The sequence below is a fragment of the Enterobacter cloacae complex sp. HYC003_NIDB genome, assembly GCF_056673375.1.
In genome coordinates, this window is record NZ_CP114220.1 from 4,754,561 (window position 1) to 4,770,958 (window position 16,398).

Annotated in this window: 16 protein-coding genes; 9 read left to right on the top strand and 7 right to left on the bottom strand. The window is 56.8% G+C overall.

The features are described from left to right. Positions 1-37 precede the first annotated feature (37 nt). The 4 genes from O1722_RS22790 to O1722_RS22805 are packed head-to-tail and all read left to right on the top strand — an operon-like array spanning position 38 to position 4,780. Positions 38-715 (top strand): fimbrial biogenesis chaperone, encoded by a 678-nt coding sequence (locus tag O1722_RS22790; RefSeq protein WP_017693983.1) that lies wholly within the window; start codon positions 38-40, stop codon positions 713-715. Positions 716-738: 23 nt separating this feature from the next. Continuing rightward, the gene (locus O1722_RS22795; RefSeq protein WP_033487004.1) at positions 739-3,264 is read left to right on the top strand and encodes a fimbria/pilus outer membrane usher protein; all 2,526 of its coding nucleotides are present in this window, start codon (positions 739-741) and stop codon (positions 3,262-3,264) included. Next, complete coding sequence (locus O1722_RS22800) at positions 3,255-3,773, top strand: fimbrial protein (RefSeq protein ID WP_015570071.1); 519 nt, start codon at positions 3,255-3,257, stop codon at positions 3,771-3,773. The genes O1722_RS22795 and O1722_RS22800 overlap by 10 nt, the downstream gene beginning before the upstream one ends. Further along, positions 3,773-4,780: a fimbrial protein gene (locus O1722_RS22805; RefSeq protein WP_032104015.1), complete on the top strand. Its 1,008-nt coding sequence runs from the start codon at positions 3,773-3,775 to the stop codon at positions 4,778-4,780. The genes O1722_RS22800 and O1722_RS22805 overlap by 1 nt, the downstream gene beginning before the upstream one ends. Position 4,781: 1 nt before the next feature. Here the strand turns inward: O1722_RS22805 and O1722_RS22810 are convergent, their stop codons facing one another. Continuing rightward, positions 4,782-5,306 carry a lipocalin family protein gene (locus tag O1722_RS22810; RefSeq protein ID WP_032652079.1) on the bottom strand — a complete coding sequence of 175 codons (525 nt, stop codon included), beginning with the start codon at positions 5,304-5,306 and terminating at the stop codon, positions 4,782-4,784. Positions 5,307-5,423: 117 nt separating this feature from the next. Between O1722_RS22810 and O1722_RS22815 the strand changes: the two genes are divergently transcribed. The 5 genes from O1722_RS22815 to O1722_RS22835 all read left to right on the top strand — a co-directional run bounded on the left by O1722_RS22815 (position 5,424) and on the right by O1722_RS22835 (position 9,946). Beyond that, positions 5,424-6,149, top strand: coding sequence for a MerR family transcriptional regulator (locus O1722_RS22815; RefSeq protein WP_015570074.1), 726 nt, complete (start codon positions 5,424-5,426; stop codon positions 6,147-6,149). A gap of 99 nt (positions 6,150-6,248) precedes the next feature. Continuing rightward, positions 6,249-6,659 carry a hydroxyisourate hydrolase gene (uraH, locus tag O1722_RS22820; RefSeq protein WP_017383647.1) on the top strand — a complete coding sequence of 137 codons (411 nt, stop codon included), beginning with the start codon at positions 6,249-6,251 and terminating at the stop codon, positions 6,657-6,659. 102 nt (positions 6,660-6,761) lie between these two features. Beyond that, positions 6,762-7,721 carry a YbgA family protein gene (locus O1722_RS22825; RefSeq protein ID WP_032646730.1) on the top strand — a complete coding sequence of 320 codons (960 nt, stop codon included), beginning with the start codon at positions 6,762-6,764 and terminating at the stop codon, positions 7,719-7,721. A gap of 146 nt (positions 7,722-7,867) precedes the next feature. Then, entirely contained in the window at positions 7,868-8,956 is a 1,089-nt protein-coding gene (locus O1722_RS22830) for an AAA family ATPase (protein ID WP_033487005.1), read from the top strand. Positions 8,957-9,142: 186 nt separating this feature from the next. Then, complete coding sequence (locus O1722_RS22835; RefSeq protein ID WP_033487006.1) at positions 9,143-9,946, top strand: DUF4225 domain-containing protein; 804 nt, start codon at positions 9,143-9,145, stop codon at positions 9,944-9,946. Here O1722_RS22835 and O1722_RS22840 read toward each other — a convergent pair. From O1722_RS22840 to O1722_RS22865, 6 genes are all read right to left on the bottom strand, one after another. Continuing rightward, complete coding sequence (locus O1722_RS22840; RefSeq protein WP_033487007.1) at positions 9,924-10,253, bottom strand: hypothetical protein; 330 nt, start codon at positions 10,251-10,253, stop codon at positions 9,924-9,926. The two genes, O1722_RS22835 and O1722_RS22840, sit on opposite strands and share 23 nt — an antisense overlap. 122 nt (positions 10,254-10,375) lie before the next feature. After that, positions 10,376-11,362: a GlxA family transcriptional regulator gene (locus O1722_RS22845; protein ID WP_033487008.1), complete on the bottom strand. Its 987-nt coding sequence runs from the start codon at positions 11,360-11,362 to the stop codon at positions 10,376-10,378. A 25-nt stretch (positions 11,363-11,387) separates the two neighbouring features. Continuing rightward, positions 11,388-12,167, bottom strand: coding sequence for an MBL fold metallo-hydrolase (locus O1722_RS22850; RefSeq protein ID WP_017693987.1), 780 nt, complete (start codon positions 12,165-12,167; stop codon positions 11,388-11,390). Positions 12,168-12,256: 89 nt separating this feature from the next. Further along, positions 12,257-13,507: an HlyD family secretion protein gene (locus O1722_RS22855; protein ID WP_017693988.1), complete on the bottom strand. Its 1,251-nt coding sequence runs from the start codon at positions 13,505-13,507 to the stop codon at positions 12,257-12,259. Positions 13,508-13,513: 6 nt separating this feature from the next. Then, positions 13,514-14,263: a hypothetical protein gene (locus O1722_RS22860; protein ID WP_033487009.1), complete on the bottom strand. Its 750-nt coding sequence runs from the start codon at positions 14,261-14,263 to the stop codon at positions 13,514-13,516. Next, on the bottom strand, positions 14,260-16,356 hold the full coding sequence (locus tag O1722_RS22865) for a peptidase domain-containing ABC transporter (RefSeq protein WP_033487010.1): 2,097 nt from the start codon (positions 16,354-16,356) through the stop codon (positions 14,260-14,262). Before O1722_RS22865 ends, O1722_RS22860 begins: the two co-directional genes overlap by 4 nt. Positions 16,357-16,398 lie beyond the last annotated feature (42 nt).

Genomic DNA, 16,398 nt, shown 5'->3' on the forward strand with positions numbered 1-16,398 from the left:
GCTGGCCGGGTCTGACTCAGCTTTCAGGAGACGCACTATGCGCGTAAACACATGGATTTGTCTGGCTGGCACGTTATGTTCATCCGCCGTGTACGCAGGCGGCGTGGGGTTAGGCGCAACGCGGCTGATCTACACCGGCGCGGCTACGCAGACGATGATGCAGGTAAGAAATACCCACCCTGATGCCACGTTTCTGATCCAGTCCTGGATGGAAGACGAGAAAGGGAGCCGTACCAACGACTTCGTCATCACGCCGCCGCTGTACGTCATGAAGCCCGCCAGCGAAAGCGCGGTGAAAATCATGTTCAGCGGCGACGCCCTGCCAGCCGATCGCGAGACGCTGTACTGGATGACGGTCAAAGCTATCCCACAGCAGGTTAAAAACGGTTCCGGCAATTCGCTGCAATTCGCCTCTGCCAACCGCATCAAGGTCTTTTATCGCCCGGAGCGGCTCAGGGAAGGTGCAGGGGAGGCATGGAAAAACCTTGCCGGCGCCTACCGCGCGGGCAAGGTCACGCTGACCAACCCAACGCCGTATTACCTCACCACCATTAACGTGAAAATTGATGGCAGGCCGGTGTCGCCCGTCATGGTGCCGCCGAAATCCAGCGTGACGCTGGCAGACACCTTCAGCCATGCGAGCAGCATGAGCTACCAGACGATTAACGATTATGGGGCCTGGACGCCCGTTACCCGCACGTCATTGTCCCAATAATAAAAACAGTAAGGCGTGACCACATGAAAATTAAAATCCTGTGCGCCACGGCGATCGCCCTGGTGATTCGGCAAGCCGTGGCTGCCGAAAGCGAGCTGCAATTTAATCCTGCTTTTCTCAACGGCGAGCGCGCCAACAGCGCCGATCTCGCCTGGGTCAACGCCGGGAGCGCGTTGCCGCCGGGCGAGTACAATCTTAACGTGTATATCAACACCCAGTTCGCGTTCACAGGTAACGTCACGTTTCGCGTCGCTGAAAACACCGCCGGTGAAGCCCTGCCGTGCCTTACGCCTGCGCAATTCGCCGCACTTGGCATCGACAGCCGTCAGGCTAAAGGGGGTGAGCTGCCGCCTGCGCAGCGGTGCATTTTTTTAACCCGGTCATTCGCCGATACCCGGTTTGATTTTGACCAGAGGACGCTTACCCTCAACTTCACCGTACCGCAAAGCGCGATGCGCGCTCTGCCGCGCGGGTACGTCAGCCCGGAGAGCTGGGAGTCCGGCATCCCTGCCGCGTGGCTGAACTATGTGGTCAATGGCGCGAATAATGACTACCGGGGCGAGACGCGCACGCGGGAACAACAGCTGTTTGTGAGCCTCAACAGCGGCGCCAACCTGGGCGCATGGCGGCTGCGTGATTTCACCACGTGGACCAAAGAGAGTAACGAGCTCACCCACGTCCAGACCTGGCTACAGCGGGATATCCGCGCCCTGCGTGCCCAGGTTTATGCCGGTGAAACGTTCACCTCATCGCAGGTGTTTGACGCCGTTGGCCTGCGTGGGGTTGCCCTGAAGACCGATGACAATATGTTGCCCGCCAGCCTGAGCGGTTACGCGCCCGAAGTGCGTGGCATCGCGCGCGGCAATGCCACGGTGACGGTTCGCCAGAACGGTAACGTCATCTATCAAACCTCCGTTCCGCCGGGGGCGTTTGTGCTGAAAGATCTCTATCCGACCTCTTCCGGCGGCGATCTCGCGGTCACCATTCAGGAGAGCGACGGTAGCCAGACGCAATACACCCTGCCCTTTGCCAGCGTGCCGAATCTGGTGCGTAACGGTCAGGTCAAATATGCTCTGGGGGCGGGGAAATACCGCCCTGCGGGCAATCAGATCTCGCCCTCCTTCGCGCAGGGCGAGCTGTTCCTGGGCTGGAGATACGGCCTCACGTTTTATGGCGGGGCGCAGTTTTCCGATCGCTACAACGGCCTGGCCTTCGGTATCGGGCAGAATCTCGGCCGCTTTGGCGCCTACTCCCTCGACCTCACCCATGCCCGCAGCCAGCTGGCTGATAACCAGCACTACATCGGTGATTCGGTGCGCCTGCGGTACAGCAAGCTGCTGAACGATATCGGTACGCGAGTCAATTTCTTCTCGCTGCGTTACTCAACGGCAGGGTTTTATACCCTCAGCGATACCACTTACAAAGGCATGGCGGGCGGAGCGCCAAAACAGACCGTGGAAGACGATGGCACCGTCACCACTCACTACGACACGGTTTACAACCTGCATATGTCGCGTAAGGCAAAAAATCAGCTGCTGTTGTCGCAGCCGATGGGCGAATACGGCTCGCTGTCGCTGTCCTGGGATCAACAAACCTACTGGAATACGTCAAAAACCACGCAAAGTTTGCAGTTCGCGTGGAACGCGACGTTTCGTAACCTGTCGCTTGGCATCAGCGCCCAGCGTAGCTCTGGCCTGTACGACAACAAGAAAGACAATATCCTCGCGTTGTCCCTGTCGGTGCCGCTGGGTAACCCGGCGCTGTCGACCCGTCTCCGTTTTACCGCTACCCATGCGGATCCCGCTGGCACCACCGCCAGTACCGGTGTCAGTGGTTATCTGCCGGGGCAGGAGAATCTTTTCTATAGCGTCAACCAGCGCTACAGCGCGCAGCAGCACTACGGCGGCGATGCCGCGCTGCAATACGAGGGCGCGTGGGGAGACTATAACCTGGGCTACAGCTACGCCGGTGACTCCCGCAACCTCAGTTACGGGATGAGCGGCGGTGCGGTGCTGCATGAGGATGGTCTGACGCTGAGCCAGCCGCTCGGGAACACCAATATTCTGGTGAAAGCCCCGGGCGCCAGCCATGTCGCCGTGCTCAACCACAAGGGCATCAAAACCGACAGCCGGGGCTATGCGGTGATCCCGTACGCCACGCCGTATCGCGTTAATCAGGTTGCGCTGGATGTCACCACCGTGGGCAATGACGTGGAACTTGAGAACGCCATCGCCAATAAAATCCCCACCGACGGGGCACTGGTTCGCGCCACCCTCACCACGCGTCAGGGGGCAAAAGCGATGTTTATCGTACGTCACGCTAAAGACGTGCTCCCCTTCGGCACGCTGGTCTCGTCAGAGGATGACAAAGCCAGCGGTATCGTCGGCGACGGCGGCAGCGTGTATCTGACCGGCCTGTCAGCGGAGGGAACATTGCATGCCGTATGGGGGCGCAACAGCGCCCAGCGCTGCACGATCCGCTATGCGTTGAACCCGCAGAATTATCACGCCCGCACCGGGCTTTATTCCCAGGAGGTCATATGTCAGTAACCATCCGGTTCCTCCCCCTGATCCTGCTGATGTTCATCACCGTTCCCGCGCGCGGCTATGACGTGCTGGTTTCCGTGACCGGCAACGTGATCGGCAATACCTGCATTGTCTCGGAAGATTCGAAGGAGCAAAACGTGCCGCTGGGCACCCTCGGCGTGAAGCAATTTAGCGAGGCGGGCGCGGTCAGCAATATCAAAACGCCCTTCACGCTCACCCTTGAAGCGTGCGGCCCCACCTTTGCTGGCGTGAAAATCCGCTTCAGCGGTACGCCGGATGACGAGAACCCGCAGCTTCTGAAAGTCGCTGACGGCGGCGCGACCGGCGTGGCGGTGCAGATTCTGGATAAAGACAGCGTACTTATCCCGCTGGACACCCAAACCGCTGCTTACGGCGCGGCGGGGGATGACAGCGTAAAAATGACCTTCTATGCGCGACTGGCCGCCACGGGTGCGCCGGTCAATGCCGGAGACGTTTCGGCAGTGGCAACCTGGACGACGGAGTATCAATAATGCGTTTACTGTTTTTAGCCCTGTTTTTCATGTCCTCTCAGGCACTTGCCCTCTCCTGGACATCGGATATCACCCTTTCGCCAACGCCTATGTCGTGGTCCGGCCCGGCAGACTCCATCGTGCCTGGAAAGACGATCGGCTCTGAATGGAGCGCCTCTGCGAGCGTCTCGGAAGTGTTCTGGTGCGGCCTGGTATTTACCTGCTCCAAAGGGACGCTGGAGCCGAGCAGCAGTATAACCGCCACCGGCATCACGGTTATTCTTGATGGCGCAAATTACATGGTATTTGAAACGGGCGTGCCCGGCATCGGCTTCATTCTTGGGCTTAAAGATTATAACGGCACCACCTATGTCCCGATGCAGACGGGCATTACGCAGAGCTATCCGGCCGATGGGACTAACGGTTACGCCACCGCACTGGGCTGGTCGGCAAAAGTGACGTTTATCAAGACCGGCGTTCCGCTGAAATCCGGCGTATACCAGACCCCGACCATTAACGCGGCGATCCTGACGGCCTATAACAACGAAGTGAAAACCGCGCAGGTGATCATCAACCCCACCACCATCACGGTGACGGCAAGCGGCTGCACGGTAGGCACAAAAAGCGCCAACGTCGACCTGGGCACCATTGATGTTCACACGCTGCCCAGCGTAGGCAGCACCTCGCCGTCGGGGGAGTTTAACGTCAGCCTGACCTGCGATGAGAACGTGGCGGTTAACGCAGTGATGACCGATCAGACCACACCGTCAAATACCTCGTCGGTCGTGACGCTGACCGGGGACTCCACGGCCTCCGGCATTGGCGTACAGTTTTTCTATAACGGTACCGGGCCGCTGATGATGGGACCGGACAGCTCGTCCGCAGGTACGACGGGACAGTTTTTCATCCAGACCACCAGCTCGGCACAAACGCTGTCCCTGCCGTTCCAGGCGCAGTACATCCGAACCGGTGAACTGGTCCCCGGCTCGGCCAACGCCCTGGCAAGCATCACCTTTTCGTATCAGTAGGTTAGTGCTTCACCCACACCAGCTGATCGACCCGGAAGCCCAGCTCGCGTGCGGTGTTCAGGTAGTCCTGTTTTACCGCATCCGGAATGGTCGGGGTGCGCGATAAAATCCACAGATAGTCGCGGTTCGGGCCGCTGACCAGCGCGTACTGGTACTTATCATCCAGCTTGATCACGTTATAGCCGCCGTAGAACGGGCCGAAGAACGATACCTTCAGCGCAGCCGTGGTCGGTTCGCCGGTAAAGTACGCCTTTCCTTCGCTCTCATTCCATTTTTTCTTCACCGGATCGTAGCCGCGGTTCAGTACGCTGATACCGCCATCGCTGCGATTGCCGTACGTCGCGGTGACCTGTTCCAGACCGCGCTCGAAGCGATTTTCCAGTCGGGCGACTTCATACCATTTGCCGAGATAGCGGCTGGCATCAAAGCCGGTAATGGGCTGCACGCCTTTCGGCGGCGTGGGAGATTTACAGGCAACCAGCGTCAGCGCAATGGCGACACCGGTAACGACAGGCCATAGCCTCATGAGAACTCCTTTCATTTACGCGGTTGGACGTTAAGTGTAGCGCACCCGTGCGGCGCTTCATCCCGTCGGGGAATATTCGTAGTATATTGAGACAACTCCTTCTCTTCGGATGCAGACATGGCTTACTCCATCGGCGAATTCGCCAGACTCAGCGGCATCACCGCCACCACGCTGCGGGCGTGGCAGCGACGCTATGGCTTGCTCAAACCCGAGCGTACGGACGGCGGTCACCGCCTGTACAGCGATGAGGACGTTCAGCAGGCGCTGAAAATCCTCGACTGGGTAAAAAAAGGCGTACCCATCGGTCAGGTAAAATCACTGCTGGAACGCCCTGCGCCGCGCCGCGCCAATAACTGGCAAACCCTGCAACAGGCCATGCTGCAAAAGTTGCAGGAGGGGAAAATTGAGTCCCTGCGTCAGATAATTTACGACGCCGGACGCGAATACCCAAGGCCAGAGCTGGTCACTAACGTGCTGCGTCCGTTGCGCAGCCAGATATCGGCCAACGTCGCCGCCGCCATGACGCTGCGTGAGATCCTCGACGGCATCCTCATCGCCTATACCTCGTTTTGCCTTGAGGGCGATAAAAAAGCGCCGGGCGATAACATCCTCATCAGCGGCTGGCATCTGAACGACCCCTGTGAGATCTGGCTTGAAGCTCTGACGCGCACCGGCCAGGGCCACCGCATCGACATACTGCCGGTTCCCCCTGCCGCGCTGGCCCCGGAAATTTTCCCGGACCGCAAATGGCTGCTGGTCACCAGCGGTAAACTTACCGCCGTGCGGAAAAAGCAGGTTGCGCAGTGGCAGCAGCAGGTTTCCCTTGAGGTGATTATCCTCTGATTATTTTCTGCTGAGGCAATCTTCACGAAAAGTTGAATATTTTTTCGCACAGCGAGTGCTAACGTTTTCCTGTCACCGACAACTCAACAGGAAAACACGATGAAAAAGACACTCCCTCTGATGATGCTGGCTACAATGGCTTTCGCGCCTGCCGCGTTCAGCGCCCCGGCAGGCACCCTGAGCGTCCACGTTCTGGACCAGCAAACCGGTATGCCGCCAGCGGATGTGGCCGTCACGCTGGAGAAGCAGGAGCAGGACAAGTGGACCCCGATTGCCAGCGGTAAAACCGACCACGACGGGCGCATCAAATCGCTCTATCCGCAGGATCAGGATATGGCGCCTGGCGTGTATAAAGTGACCTTCAAAACTGCCGATTACTTCCACGGTAAAAAGCTGGACTCCTTCTTCCCGGAAGTGCCGGTGCTGTTCACCGTCACCCGCACCAATGAAAAACTGCACATCCCGCTTCTGCTCAGCCAGTACGGTTACTCAACCTACAAGGGCAGCTGATTGCTCTTGATTTTAAAGACGATTTAAAAATAATCCCGCCAGTACTTGGACAAATACGCATTGTTGTGTAACTTTTAGGTATGAGATCGGGAGGTGCACACCATGACAACAAAACCTGTGCTGGGTATTAGCGGATGTTTGACCGGTTCCGCCGTTCGCTTTGACGGCGGGCATAAGCGTATGGGCTTTGTGATGGATGAGCTGGCGCAGTGGGTCGCTTTCCGTCCGGTATGCCCTGAAATGGCTATCGGCCTGCCCACGCCTCGTCCGGCGCTGCGTCTGGTGATGACCACCGGCGGCGAGACAGAAATGCGGTTCAGCAAAGCGCCGCACGATGACGTCACGCAGAAGATGGCCGCATTTACGGCAGATTATCTGCCGAAAATCGGCGATCTGGCGGGTTTTATCGTCTGTGCAAAATCCCCCAGCTGCGGCATGGAGCGCGTGCGGCTGTACGACGAAAACGGCAACCGGGGCCGCAAGGAGGGTGTCGGGCTGTTCACCGCCGCCCTCCTTGAAACTTTCCCCTGGCTGCCCGTCGAAGAAGACGGTCGCCTGCACGATCCGGTACTACGGGAAAACTTTGTTGAGCGCGTTTTCGCTCTCCACGAACTGAACGTAATGCGTAAAAATGGCCTGACGCGCCGTGCCCTGCTGGACTTTCACAGCCGCTATAAGCTTCAGCTTCTGGCGCACCATCAGGCAGGCTACCGTGAAATTGGCCCGTTCGTGGCATCACTGCACGAGTGGGACGATCTGGACGCGTTTTTCGTGGCCTATCGCGACAAGCTGATGACCATTCTGAAAAAACCCGCTTCGCGGAAGAATCACACTAACGTGCTGATGCACATTCAGGGCTATTTCCGTAACCAGCTGAACAGCCGCCAGCGTGGAGAACTGCGTGATGTGATCCTGCATTACCGGGACGGGCTGCTGCCGATCCTCGCGCCGCTGACGCTGCTGAAGCATTATCTGGCTGAATACCCTGACCGGTATCTGATGACGCAAAACTACTTTGATCCCTATCCTGATGATTTGGGTCTGCGTCTGGCCGTTACCTGATAAGAAAGAAGCGAAGGCCCTGTTGACCCACAGAGGCCCAAAGCAGTACCCCGTTTAGACGACACCCTCACTGTCGTCTTTTTTTTGCGCTCAGCGTAAAATACTGTAATTCTGTACAGGTTAAGCGTGCACAGCGGAGTACCCCGATGATCAAAAATTTGCATATTCAGAACTACCGCTCAATTCGCGATATGTCGCTTGAGCTGGAACAGCTCAATATCGTGTTCGGCCCCAACGGCACCGGAAAATCCAATATTTATAAAGCGATTTACCTGATGCACAGCGCGGCGCAGGGGCAATTCTCCCAGGCGCTGGCGAACGAGGGGGGAATTTTGAAAGTGTTCTGGGCGGGCAAAACCCGCAGCGACCAGCTACGACGCATGAACCTGGCGGTGGAAACGGAAACCTATGAATATGAGCTTCAGGTCGGGTTCGTGGAAAAGCTGCCCTACCCCTCACAGTTTCAGCTCGATCCGGTGATCAAGGAGGAATCTATCTGGCTCGGCGGACAGCACCGTCGCCCGTCGTCACAGCTGATGAAGCGTAAGAATCAGGCGGTATTCCTGAACAACGTGCATCACGAAAAAGTGACCCACAGCGGCACGCTGTATGAGAACGAGTCGGTGTTCGGTCAGCTCGGTGAACCGCACCTCTACCCCGAAGTGTCGCAGATGCGCGAGTCCCTGCGTAACTGGCGATTCTATCACGAGTTTTCCGTCTCATCCGGCTCGGCGATCCGTGCCCCGCAGGTGGGCTTTCGTTCCCCGGTGCTGGCCAGCGACGGCGCGAACCTGGCCGCCGCGTTTCAGACCATTGTCGAAATTGGCGACGAGCTGCTGCTGATGCGCATTCTCGACCAGGCCTTCCCCGGCTGCGTGTTTTACAGCGACAACACCGGCGGGCGCTTCCGCATGATGATGCAGCGCGAGGGGCTGAGCAGACCGCTGGAACCGGCAGAGTTCTCCGACGGCACGCTGCGTTTTTTGTGCCTGGCGGTGGCGCTGTTAAGCCCGCGCCCTCCCGCATTCATCGCCCTCAACGAACCGGAAAACAGCCTGCATCCGCAGATGCTGCCCGCTCTGGCAAGCCTCATTGCCGAGGCCAGCCGCTACTCGCAGATCTGGCTCACCAGCCACTCGCCGGAGCTGGCGCAGTTGATTGAGAAGCACCGATCGTTTTCGCTGTATCAGCTGTCGATGGCGGAGGGGGAGACGAGGATGGAGAGGCTGGGGTAAGTCTATGTTTCTTACATCCATTTTAGCCAATCACCATCTCATGGTCGCCATCAACGACGAAGATGATTTCCGTCGGTATATACCTTTGGCGAATTCTGCGCTCGCGACAGATTATCCAATTTATTATTGCCAGTTTCTGATGCCAGGATAATCTGTAAACGTTGGTTATCAGATGAGAAAATTAAAATGGATATTGCACTTTTCCCTGGTCAGAACGTCCGTGCATGGGCTGAAACAATGATAAATCTTGAAGCCCGCAAGCTAATCAATACTGCGAATATTGTCGGAGGGCAACATCTCAGCGACGGACTCGCACGGATTAAATTTATGGATGATATTCGGCAGTTTGTGATGCAACAATTTAGTGCTACCCGGGCGGCCAGAAGTGATGAGGAGTGCATGAAATGCCTGAAAAACATTCGGGCTGAGAACGAAAGTCTTCTTGAGCAAAGCAGAATGCTTCGCTCCCGTACAGCTCAGCTTTTTGCTCAGATTGAACTGGTTAGAGAAAATAACAAAGTCGTCGGTTACGTTATCTCATCGATTAAGGTTGTGCTTTCAGGGTTACAGATTGTTGCAGGTGTTGGTGCAATGATGACAATGAATCCAGTGGGTGCGCTTGCAGGAGCGATTCTGGTTATTGATGGTGCAAATGCCATTTCAAAAGAAATTAACAGAACGCTTCAACATCAACCAAACTCCGAAGGTATGCTGGCAGATGGCGTCATGGATATCGCTCAGTTTATGGGATTTAAACGTGAATCAGCACTGGGAGTATTCAACAGCGTAAGCCTGGCAGCAAGCGTCTATACGGTATTTGGCGCCATCCGGAAACCCGAATCATGGCGTCTGTTTCGCTATCTCCCGCTGGATTTCTACCGCAAGGTCGACGGAATGAATCGCGCAGCGCTCACTATGAAAATTGTCGGCTGGGGTGTCTCTGCAAAAGTCTCGTTTGATTTAATTTCTAATGCGTCTGGACAGAACTAATATATTTCTTTCTGAAGCGCCAGGCTTTGTAGGTAATGATCGGGGGTTGAAAAAACCAGGCAATAATCAATACGATGACAAGAGAAATGCCTCCGGAAACAATATTATAATGTTCAGCGAAAAAAAGAAGCGCCAGGAAAATCAGGGCCACAGCCGCAGTAATACACAGAACCATGATAAATCGCTTACCTAACTCAAGCACCACCTCGAGCAGGGATGAACCATAACGGCTAATGTTTCGGTTCAGGTACGCTAATTCTTTTACGGTGAAACCTGATTCAAGTAACTGCGTTTCAATATTGCTCATGCCACTACCTTTTCTTCTGGAAAGTAACGTGGATTATCTTAACCGGAAGAGAAGTGCTTGTAACCCGTCTGATGCATACCCATTGCCGCCAGCTTTAAAGGCAAAGAAGCCGCCCACGTCTTTTATTCCATCGCGCCAGCATTATTTTTCGCTGCAAACGGCTTAATGCGAAACGTCTTGCGCCACTCCGCCGGGCTGACGCCAAAGCGCGCCTTAAACTGCTGCCGATACGTCACCGCTGATAAAAACCCCACCTGCCCGGCGACGTTTTCGATTGGCAGGTTGCCGGACTCCAGCAGGATCTGGCTGCGCCGCAGGCGCTCGGCGGTAAGCCAGTCGGCAACGCTCATGCCCGTCGCCTTGATAAAATGGCGGGTCAGCGTGCGCCGGCTCATCGACACCACTTCCGCAAGAGAGTCCAGGTTATGCGGTTCGGAAATATGCTGCTGAAGGTAGTCAATCAGACAGTTAATCCGCCCATCACGGGTATCTTTCGGCACAGGTTGCGCAATAAACTGCGCCTGCCCGCCCTCTCGGTGCGGCGGGACGATCATCCGGCGGGCAATCTGATTGGCGACGACGCTGCCAAAGCGCTGGCGGATGATATACAAACAGCAGTCGAGCGCGGCGGCGGTACCCGCCGAGGTAATCATATTGCCGTCATCCACGTAGAGGGCGTTGATATCCAGTCGGACGTCCGGAAATAGCGACTGGAACTGGCGTTCAAACTCCCAGTGAGTGGCGGCCCGTTTGCCGCTGAGTATGCCCGCATAGCCCAGCACAAACGATCCCAGACACAGCCCAACAATTTCCGCCCCGTTGTCTCTGGCCTGAACCAGGCTGTCGAGCAGCGTCTGAGGCGGGCGCTCCAGAACGTGCTGCCAGTAGGGTACAACCACAATTTCAGCCGATGCGATCGCGGAAAAATCCTGCGTCGCATGCAGGGCAAAACCGTCTTTCGAGTTCAGGAATCCCGGTTTTTCAGCGCAGATCGTGACGTTAAAGCGCTTTTCCCCGGATACCGTGTCGCCAAACAGGATGCAGGGGACGGAGTAGTGGAACGGGCTAAACCCGTCCACCGCGACAATGGCAACGTTAATAAGCGGCATCTGTCTCTCCTGTCCCCTTTAACAGTCAGAATATAACGGTTTCGCCGTCCTGGGGAATGCTCACCGCGTCACCTGCCTCGTTGGCATCAACATACTCGCGCAGCGCGCGGCGGGTCAGCAGGCAGTGGTTGAGAGCTTCCATATGGGTCGCCACGATTTTCGCCTGCGGCAGCAGGAAATGCACGTTAAGCAGATCTTCTTCCCCCATGATAATCGGCCCAAACCCAATGACATGAGCGTAACCGGCGTTGAGCACTACGATATCCGGCTGGTGCTTTTGCAGATCGGCCGCCACCGCATCGCGCCAGATGGTATCCCCTGCGATATAAAGCGTCTTCTCATCGGGATGACGGAACACCACGCCGCAGGCTTCCCCCAGAAACTCTGCCAGCTCCGGCACGGCGTAAGCGCGGTCAGTACCGTGCTGGCCGCCGTGGGTTTTCACTATCCGGATATCGCCGTACGTTGTTTCCCCGGTCATGATCGTCAGGTTGGTAAATCCCTGGCTGCGCAGCAGCGCGGCATCACTATCATTTTGCACGTAGATCGGCTTGCCTTTGGCGATCAGCTCAACGGCGTACTGATCCCAGTGATCGGCATGGGTATGGGTGACGATCACCGCGTCAGCATCCAGAAGCGTTTGAACGTCAACGGGAAGATCGACCATCGGGTTGCGAATATCAGCCCGCGCCGTGCCGGGAAAACCCGGATAAGTGCCTTTTGGCGCCAGCATTGGGTCGATTAAAAAGCGTTTTCCCGCGTAAGTGATCAGCTGGGTGGCATTGCGAATTTGCGTAATGTTCATGGGCTATCCTCCGGTTGGTATGAGAAGGAGAATAGCCCCAGGGTGCCGTTAAGAATGTGGGCTAAAGGGCGATGATCGATGAAATCGGGTCAATCGATAAACCGCTTGCGTACCCTTTCTAGCGGCGCAATCAGCAGATTGATAAGCGGCTTACGATCGATAACGATATCGGCGTTCACCGTCATTCCGCCCATCAGCATGCGCTTTTTCTTGTCCGGGTCGGTAAACCAGGAGGGGACGCGCACTTTAGCCAGGTAGTAGTTCTGCCCCTCCTGGAGCGGGATCAGCGCCGAATGGGCATCAATGTTTACCTCATAGAAATCGGACAGCGTCGCCTCCACGGAACCGTATTTGTCCACGGGCCACGAGTCGAAGCGCAGCTTGACCTTATCGCCTTTCGCCACGCGCCCCACCCCCGTTGCCGGAACATACAGGTACCCCTCCATCGTCGCCGCGGTATTTTTACGGATCACCACCACCACCTCGCTATTTTGCGTAATGGCCCGGCCAGGCGGGAAGTTAATCGCCACCACGTAACCGTCGGAAGGGGCCAGCATCGCCATGGTGGAACTTCCCCGGCTGGACAGGTTGCGGTCAATTTCGCTGATGCGGTTTTTCACATACAGCTGCTCTTCGCTCAGAGAGTCAATTTGCGACTGGGTGCTGTCGGTCAGGCTGGTTTTTCGTGCCTCAAGCTCAAGAATAGTGCTCTCCTCCAGCGTCAGGTTGAGCTGCGCATTGAGCACATCGTTGTGGCTTTTATCGAGATCCACTTTGGAGACATAGCCCTTCCCGGAGACGGATTTCCACGCCTCGTAGGTGTCGGTGCTGTTTTTTAACAACGCGCGCAGCTTCTTCACCTTATCGCGGGAAACGGCGATCTGCTTGTCAGTGAGAGCCAGCTGCTGCGCCAGATTTTTGCGATACGACGCAATCGAGTCCTCAATGGCCTGGATGCGCTGCTCGCTGCGCTTCTTCTCCGCTTCCATCTGCTGGCGGTCAAACTGCACCACCGAGCCCTGCTTGCCGCCATAGTCCTGTGACACGGTGAACAGCGGATCGTTTTCCTTCACGTACTGACCTGGCCGTACGGCAAAATCCACAAGCGTACCGGACTCCCGGGCGCGGACTTCCACATCGCCCTGCGCCGGGATCAGCACCCCGCGCGCCAGGGTGGTTTCCGAAAAGTTAAAGACAATCGCAAAGACCAGCAGGCAGAGAAAAAAGGTGATGAACAAGGTCAGCACGGCTTTCAGCCGTGGCGCGTTGATGTGATAGCTTTTTGAGAAATGATGCGGGATCAGCGCCCGCCGCTGTCGGCTTCGGTTTTTTAATTTCACGATATGTCATCCATGATAAATCACTGAAAGATCGTCCCATGCACTCCAGAGCGTGGGGGTTTTGCGCAGCGCGTTCAGCGTGTCGGCGGCGGCCTGACGGTAATCCTCTGGCGCATACGCCTGACTCTCCAGCCCAAACTCCGCCGCGTGCAGCGAACAGATCGGCAGCAGCGTTCGGACGCTGTAGCCATAGCGCGATAAAAACCGCGTTGAGACATCCGTTAACCACGCCTTTTGATCCCCTGCCTGGGTGGAGAACAGCGGCGCATCCGGCAGGCGTTCGTCCATCAGCAGCACCGTCACCAGGCGGTGAGGGGCGAAAAACGAGCTGGCGCGTCGGCCTTCGTGCGCGGCCATTAGCTTATGCAGCGCAGGGTGACGGGTAATAAACTGAAAGCGCACATCGGCTGGCGCGGTGGCGAGCAGCGCATCCACGATCAGACCAAAGCCCGCCCAGCGCATTCCCAGAAGCAGGGTGCGAGATGAACTGTAAAACGCCTGCTCCTGCGTCCACTGCGCCACGTACGCGTGCAGATCGAAGCGGACGTTGCGCGCCCAAAGCGCGGGCGGGAAGATCTGCTCCACGAAGTTAAACCCGCTAAGCTCATGGGCGTTCTGATGCAGAAAATCAGCCGGGACATCGGCCTCCGGGCAGCGCATAAACTGGCTGTAGTTTTGCGTGATCCGGTTTGCCAGCAGCGTGCGCCCGGCCTGGCGCGCGCAGAGGCGCGCATAGAGACGCGGCAGAAACATCATTGCTCATTCTCCCGCAGGGTGCCATTTTCCATGGTATAGAGACGCCCCTGACAGCCCACCACGTCCGGCGAGTGGGTAACAAACACCAGGCCAATCCCCAGGCTACGCAGGTTCGCCAGCACTTTCTGCGCGGTCGTTTTATCCAGGTTCGCCGTCACTTCGTCACAGAGCAGAAGCTTAGGCTGGCTGTACAGGGCGCGCGCCAGAACCAGACGCTGCATCTCCCCGGCAGAGAAAAAGGTGTTCCCCGGCAGCATCTCCGTTTCGTAGCCGTGCGGCAGCCTGGCGACGACGTGGTCCACCTCCGCCAGCCGACACGCGGCAATGACCTGCTCTTTATCCGGTGCGCTGTCAAAGCAGGCGATGTTGTCCAGAATCGAGCCGGTGAAGAGAATATCGTCCGCATGGACGATGCGGATGTGCTGACGCAGCGAGGAAAGATCGCACTCCTCAATGGGGATCTTATTGATCCGCAGCGTGCCAGACGATGACAGCAACATGCCGGAGATCAGACGCAGCAGCGTGGTTTTTCCCGACCCGCTCTGGCCCACAATCACCGCTTCTTCGCCCTGCTTCAGGGTCATATTGATATGCTGTAGCGTGGCCTCCCGGCCAGGATAGGCAAATGAGACATCCTCAAATTGCAGACAGACCGGCGAGGTGACAATCCGCTTCCCAAACTGGCTGGTTTCAGAGGGGGCAAACAGCAGGTCGCCCACGCGATCCAGCGGCCCCTTGAGGGCATTTTTGTCCAGCAGCTTCTGCGCCACCTGCACCATGGCATCGGAAAAATAGCGCTTATAGCTGATATAGGCGTAAAGCATCCCGATGCTCATCTGCCCTTCCAGGATCAGCCACGCGCCAAAGCAGACCACCAGCAGCTGCTCGGCATTGATCACCAGCAGCGAAGCCACGTCAAAGCGGGCCAGCAGCCGCTCTTTACGCATCAGCCCGGCGATGTGTTCGCGCTGGGATTTATCCATCACCGCATCCCGGGCCTGCTCCATATTGTTCGCTTTGAGCGTAATGATCCCTTTCTGCGTCTCCACCAGCAGGGATTCATACTGGGCGGTGCGCTCGATGGAGTCATCCACCGCGCGTTGATAGGGGCCGATCAGCGAAAAGCGGATCAGGAAAAACACGCCCATCAGCAGCATCGTCAGCAGCGCAATTTTGACGTTATACAGCAGCATAAACAGCAGGCTGGTGACGGCGATCAGGCTGGAAAAGAGAATTTGCACGTAACCATTGCTGATGAACTCCGCGCAGGCGTGGAGCGATTTTTCAATGGCCAGCACGATGCCCGGCGGGCGCGAGCGGAACCAGCTGGTCTGGGTGCGCAGCATGTAGTGGCGCACGGACTGGCTTAAATCGTCATAGGCAATGTTACGCATCAGGATCTCAAGCAACTGCTTGAGGAATTTACCGATGACTTCAAAGATAAAGACGATAGCGAAGATCGCGGTGAGCAGGATCACCAGATCGCTGTCGCTGCGGGAAATGGCCTCATCCATAATCAGCTGCACGTAGGTGGGGCTTGCCAGCATGGTGATGAGGGTAAAAATACAGAGCACAAACAGCAGCAGCTGGCGCTGGAACAGGCTCGGGGATTTATTGGCTAACCGGCCAAGCGTGAGCTTTTCATCCGGGGATTTCTTTTTGAAGCACGGCGTGGGCTTAAGCTCAAGAACATAGCCGGAAAAGAGTTTTTCCGCCTCTTTCAGACGGTAACGACGCACGCCGCTGGCGGGGTCGTGAACGGTCACGCTGCGGCTGTCGATCTTCACGATGACCACGAAATGGTTGCCGCGCCAGAAGGCGATGAGCGGCAGCTCAGACGTTTCTATTTCAGTGATTTCGCCTTTAAGCACCCGGCCAGACATATTTTTATCACTGGCAAGGGTCATCAATTCCGCCATTGAGGTTCCCGCATCGGCGGAAACGGAAATCTCCCGGCGCAGCTGGCTGACGGAGACATGGTGGTCGTAGTGCCCCAACACCATCGCCAGGCAGGCCAGTCCACATTCGGTAAATTCATGCTGGCGAATAACAGGGGTCTTACCCTGTTTTTTATACTGAAAGAGCGAAAACATAATGATCCGTGGCTGAAATAAAAAAATGGCCCGGCAATGCGG

Bases quoted from the DNA above. Each gene is read 5' to 3' on its own strand.
- O1722_RS22790 (WP_017693983.1), top strand. From the start codon at position 38: ATGCGCGTAAACACATGGATTTGTCTGGCTGGCACGTTATGTTCATCC.
- O1722_RS22795 (WP_033487004.1), top strand. From the start codon at position 739: ATGAAAATTAAAATCCTGTGCGCCACGGCGATCGCCCTGGTGATTCGG.
- O1722_RS22800 (WP_015570071.1), top strand. From the start codon at position 3,255: ATGTCAGTAACCATCCGGTTCCTCCCCCTGATCCTGCTGATGTTCATC.
- O1722_RS22805 (WP_032104015.1), top strand. From the start codon at position 3,773: ATGCGTTTACTGTTTTTAGCCCTGTTTTTCATGTCCTCTCAGGCACTT.
- O1722_RS22810 (WP_032652079.1), bottom strand. From the start codon at position 5,306: ATGAGGCTATGGCCTGTCGTTACCGGTGTCGCCATTGCGCTGACGCTG.
- O1722_RS22815 (WP_015570074.1), top strand. From the start codon at position 5,424: ATGGCTTACTCCATCGGCGAATTCGCCAGACTCAGCGGCATCACCGCC.
- uraH (WP_017383647.1), top strand. From the start codon at position 6,249: ATGAAAAAGACACTCCCTCTGATGATGCTGGCTACAATGGCTTTCGCG.
- O1722_RS22825 (WP_032646730.1), top strand. From the start codon at position 6,762: ATGACAACAAAACCTGTGCTGGGTATTAGCGGATGTTTGACCGGTTCC.
- O1722_RS22830 (WP_033487005.1), top strand. From the start codon at position 7,868: ATGATCAAAAATTTGCATATTCAGAACTACCGCTCAATTCGCGATATG.
- O1722_RS22835 (WP_033487006.1), top strand. From the start codon at position 9,143: ATGGATATTGCACTTTTCCCTGGTCAGAACGTCCGTGCATGGGCTGAA.
- O1722_RS22840 (WP_033487007.1), bottom strand. From the start codon at position 10,253: ATGAGCAATATTGAAACGCAGTTACTTGAATCAGGTTTCACCGTAAAA.
- O1722_RS22845 (WP_033487008.1), bottom strand. From the start codon at position 11,362: ATGCCGCTTATTAACGTTGCCATTGTCGCGGTGGACGGGTTTAGCCCG.
- O1722_RS22850 (WP_017693987.1), bottom strand. From the start codon at position 12,167: ATGAACATTACGCAAATTCGCAATGCCACCCAGCTGATCACTTACGCG.
- O1722_RS22860 (WP_033487009.1), bottom strand. From the start codon at position 14,263: ATGATGTTTCTGCCGCGTCTCTATGCGCGCCTCTGCGCGCGCCAGGCC.
- O1722_RS22865 (WP_033487010.1), bottom strand. From the start codon at position 16,356: ATGTTTTCGCTCTTTCAGTATAAAAAACAGGGTAAGACCCCTGTTATT.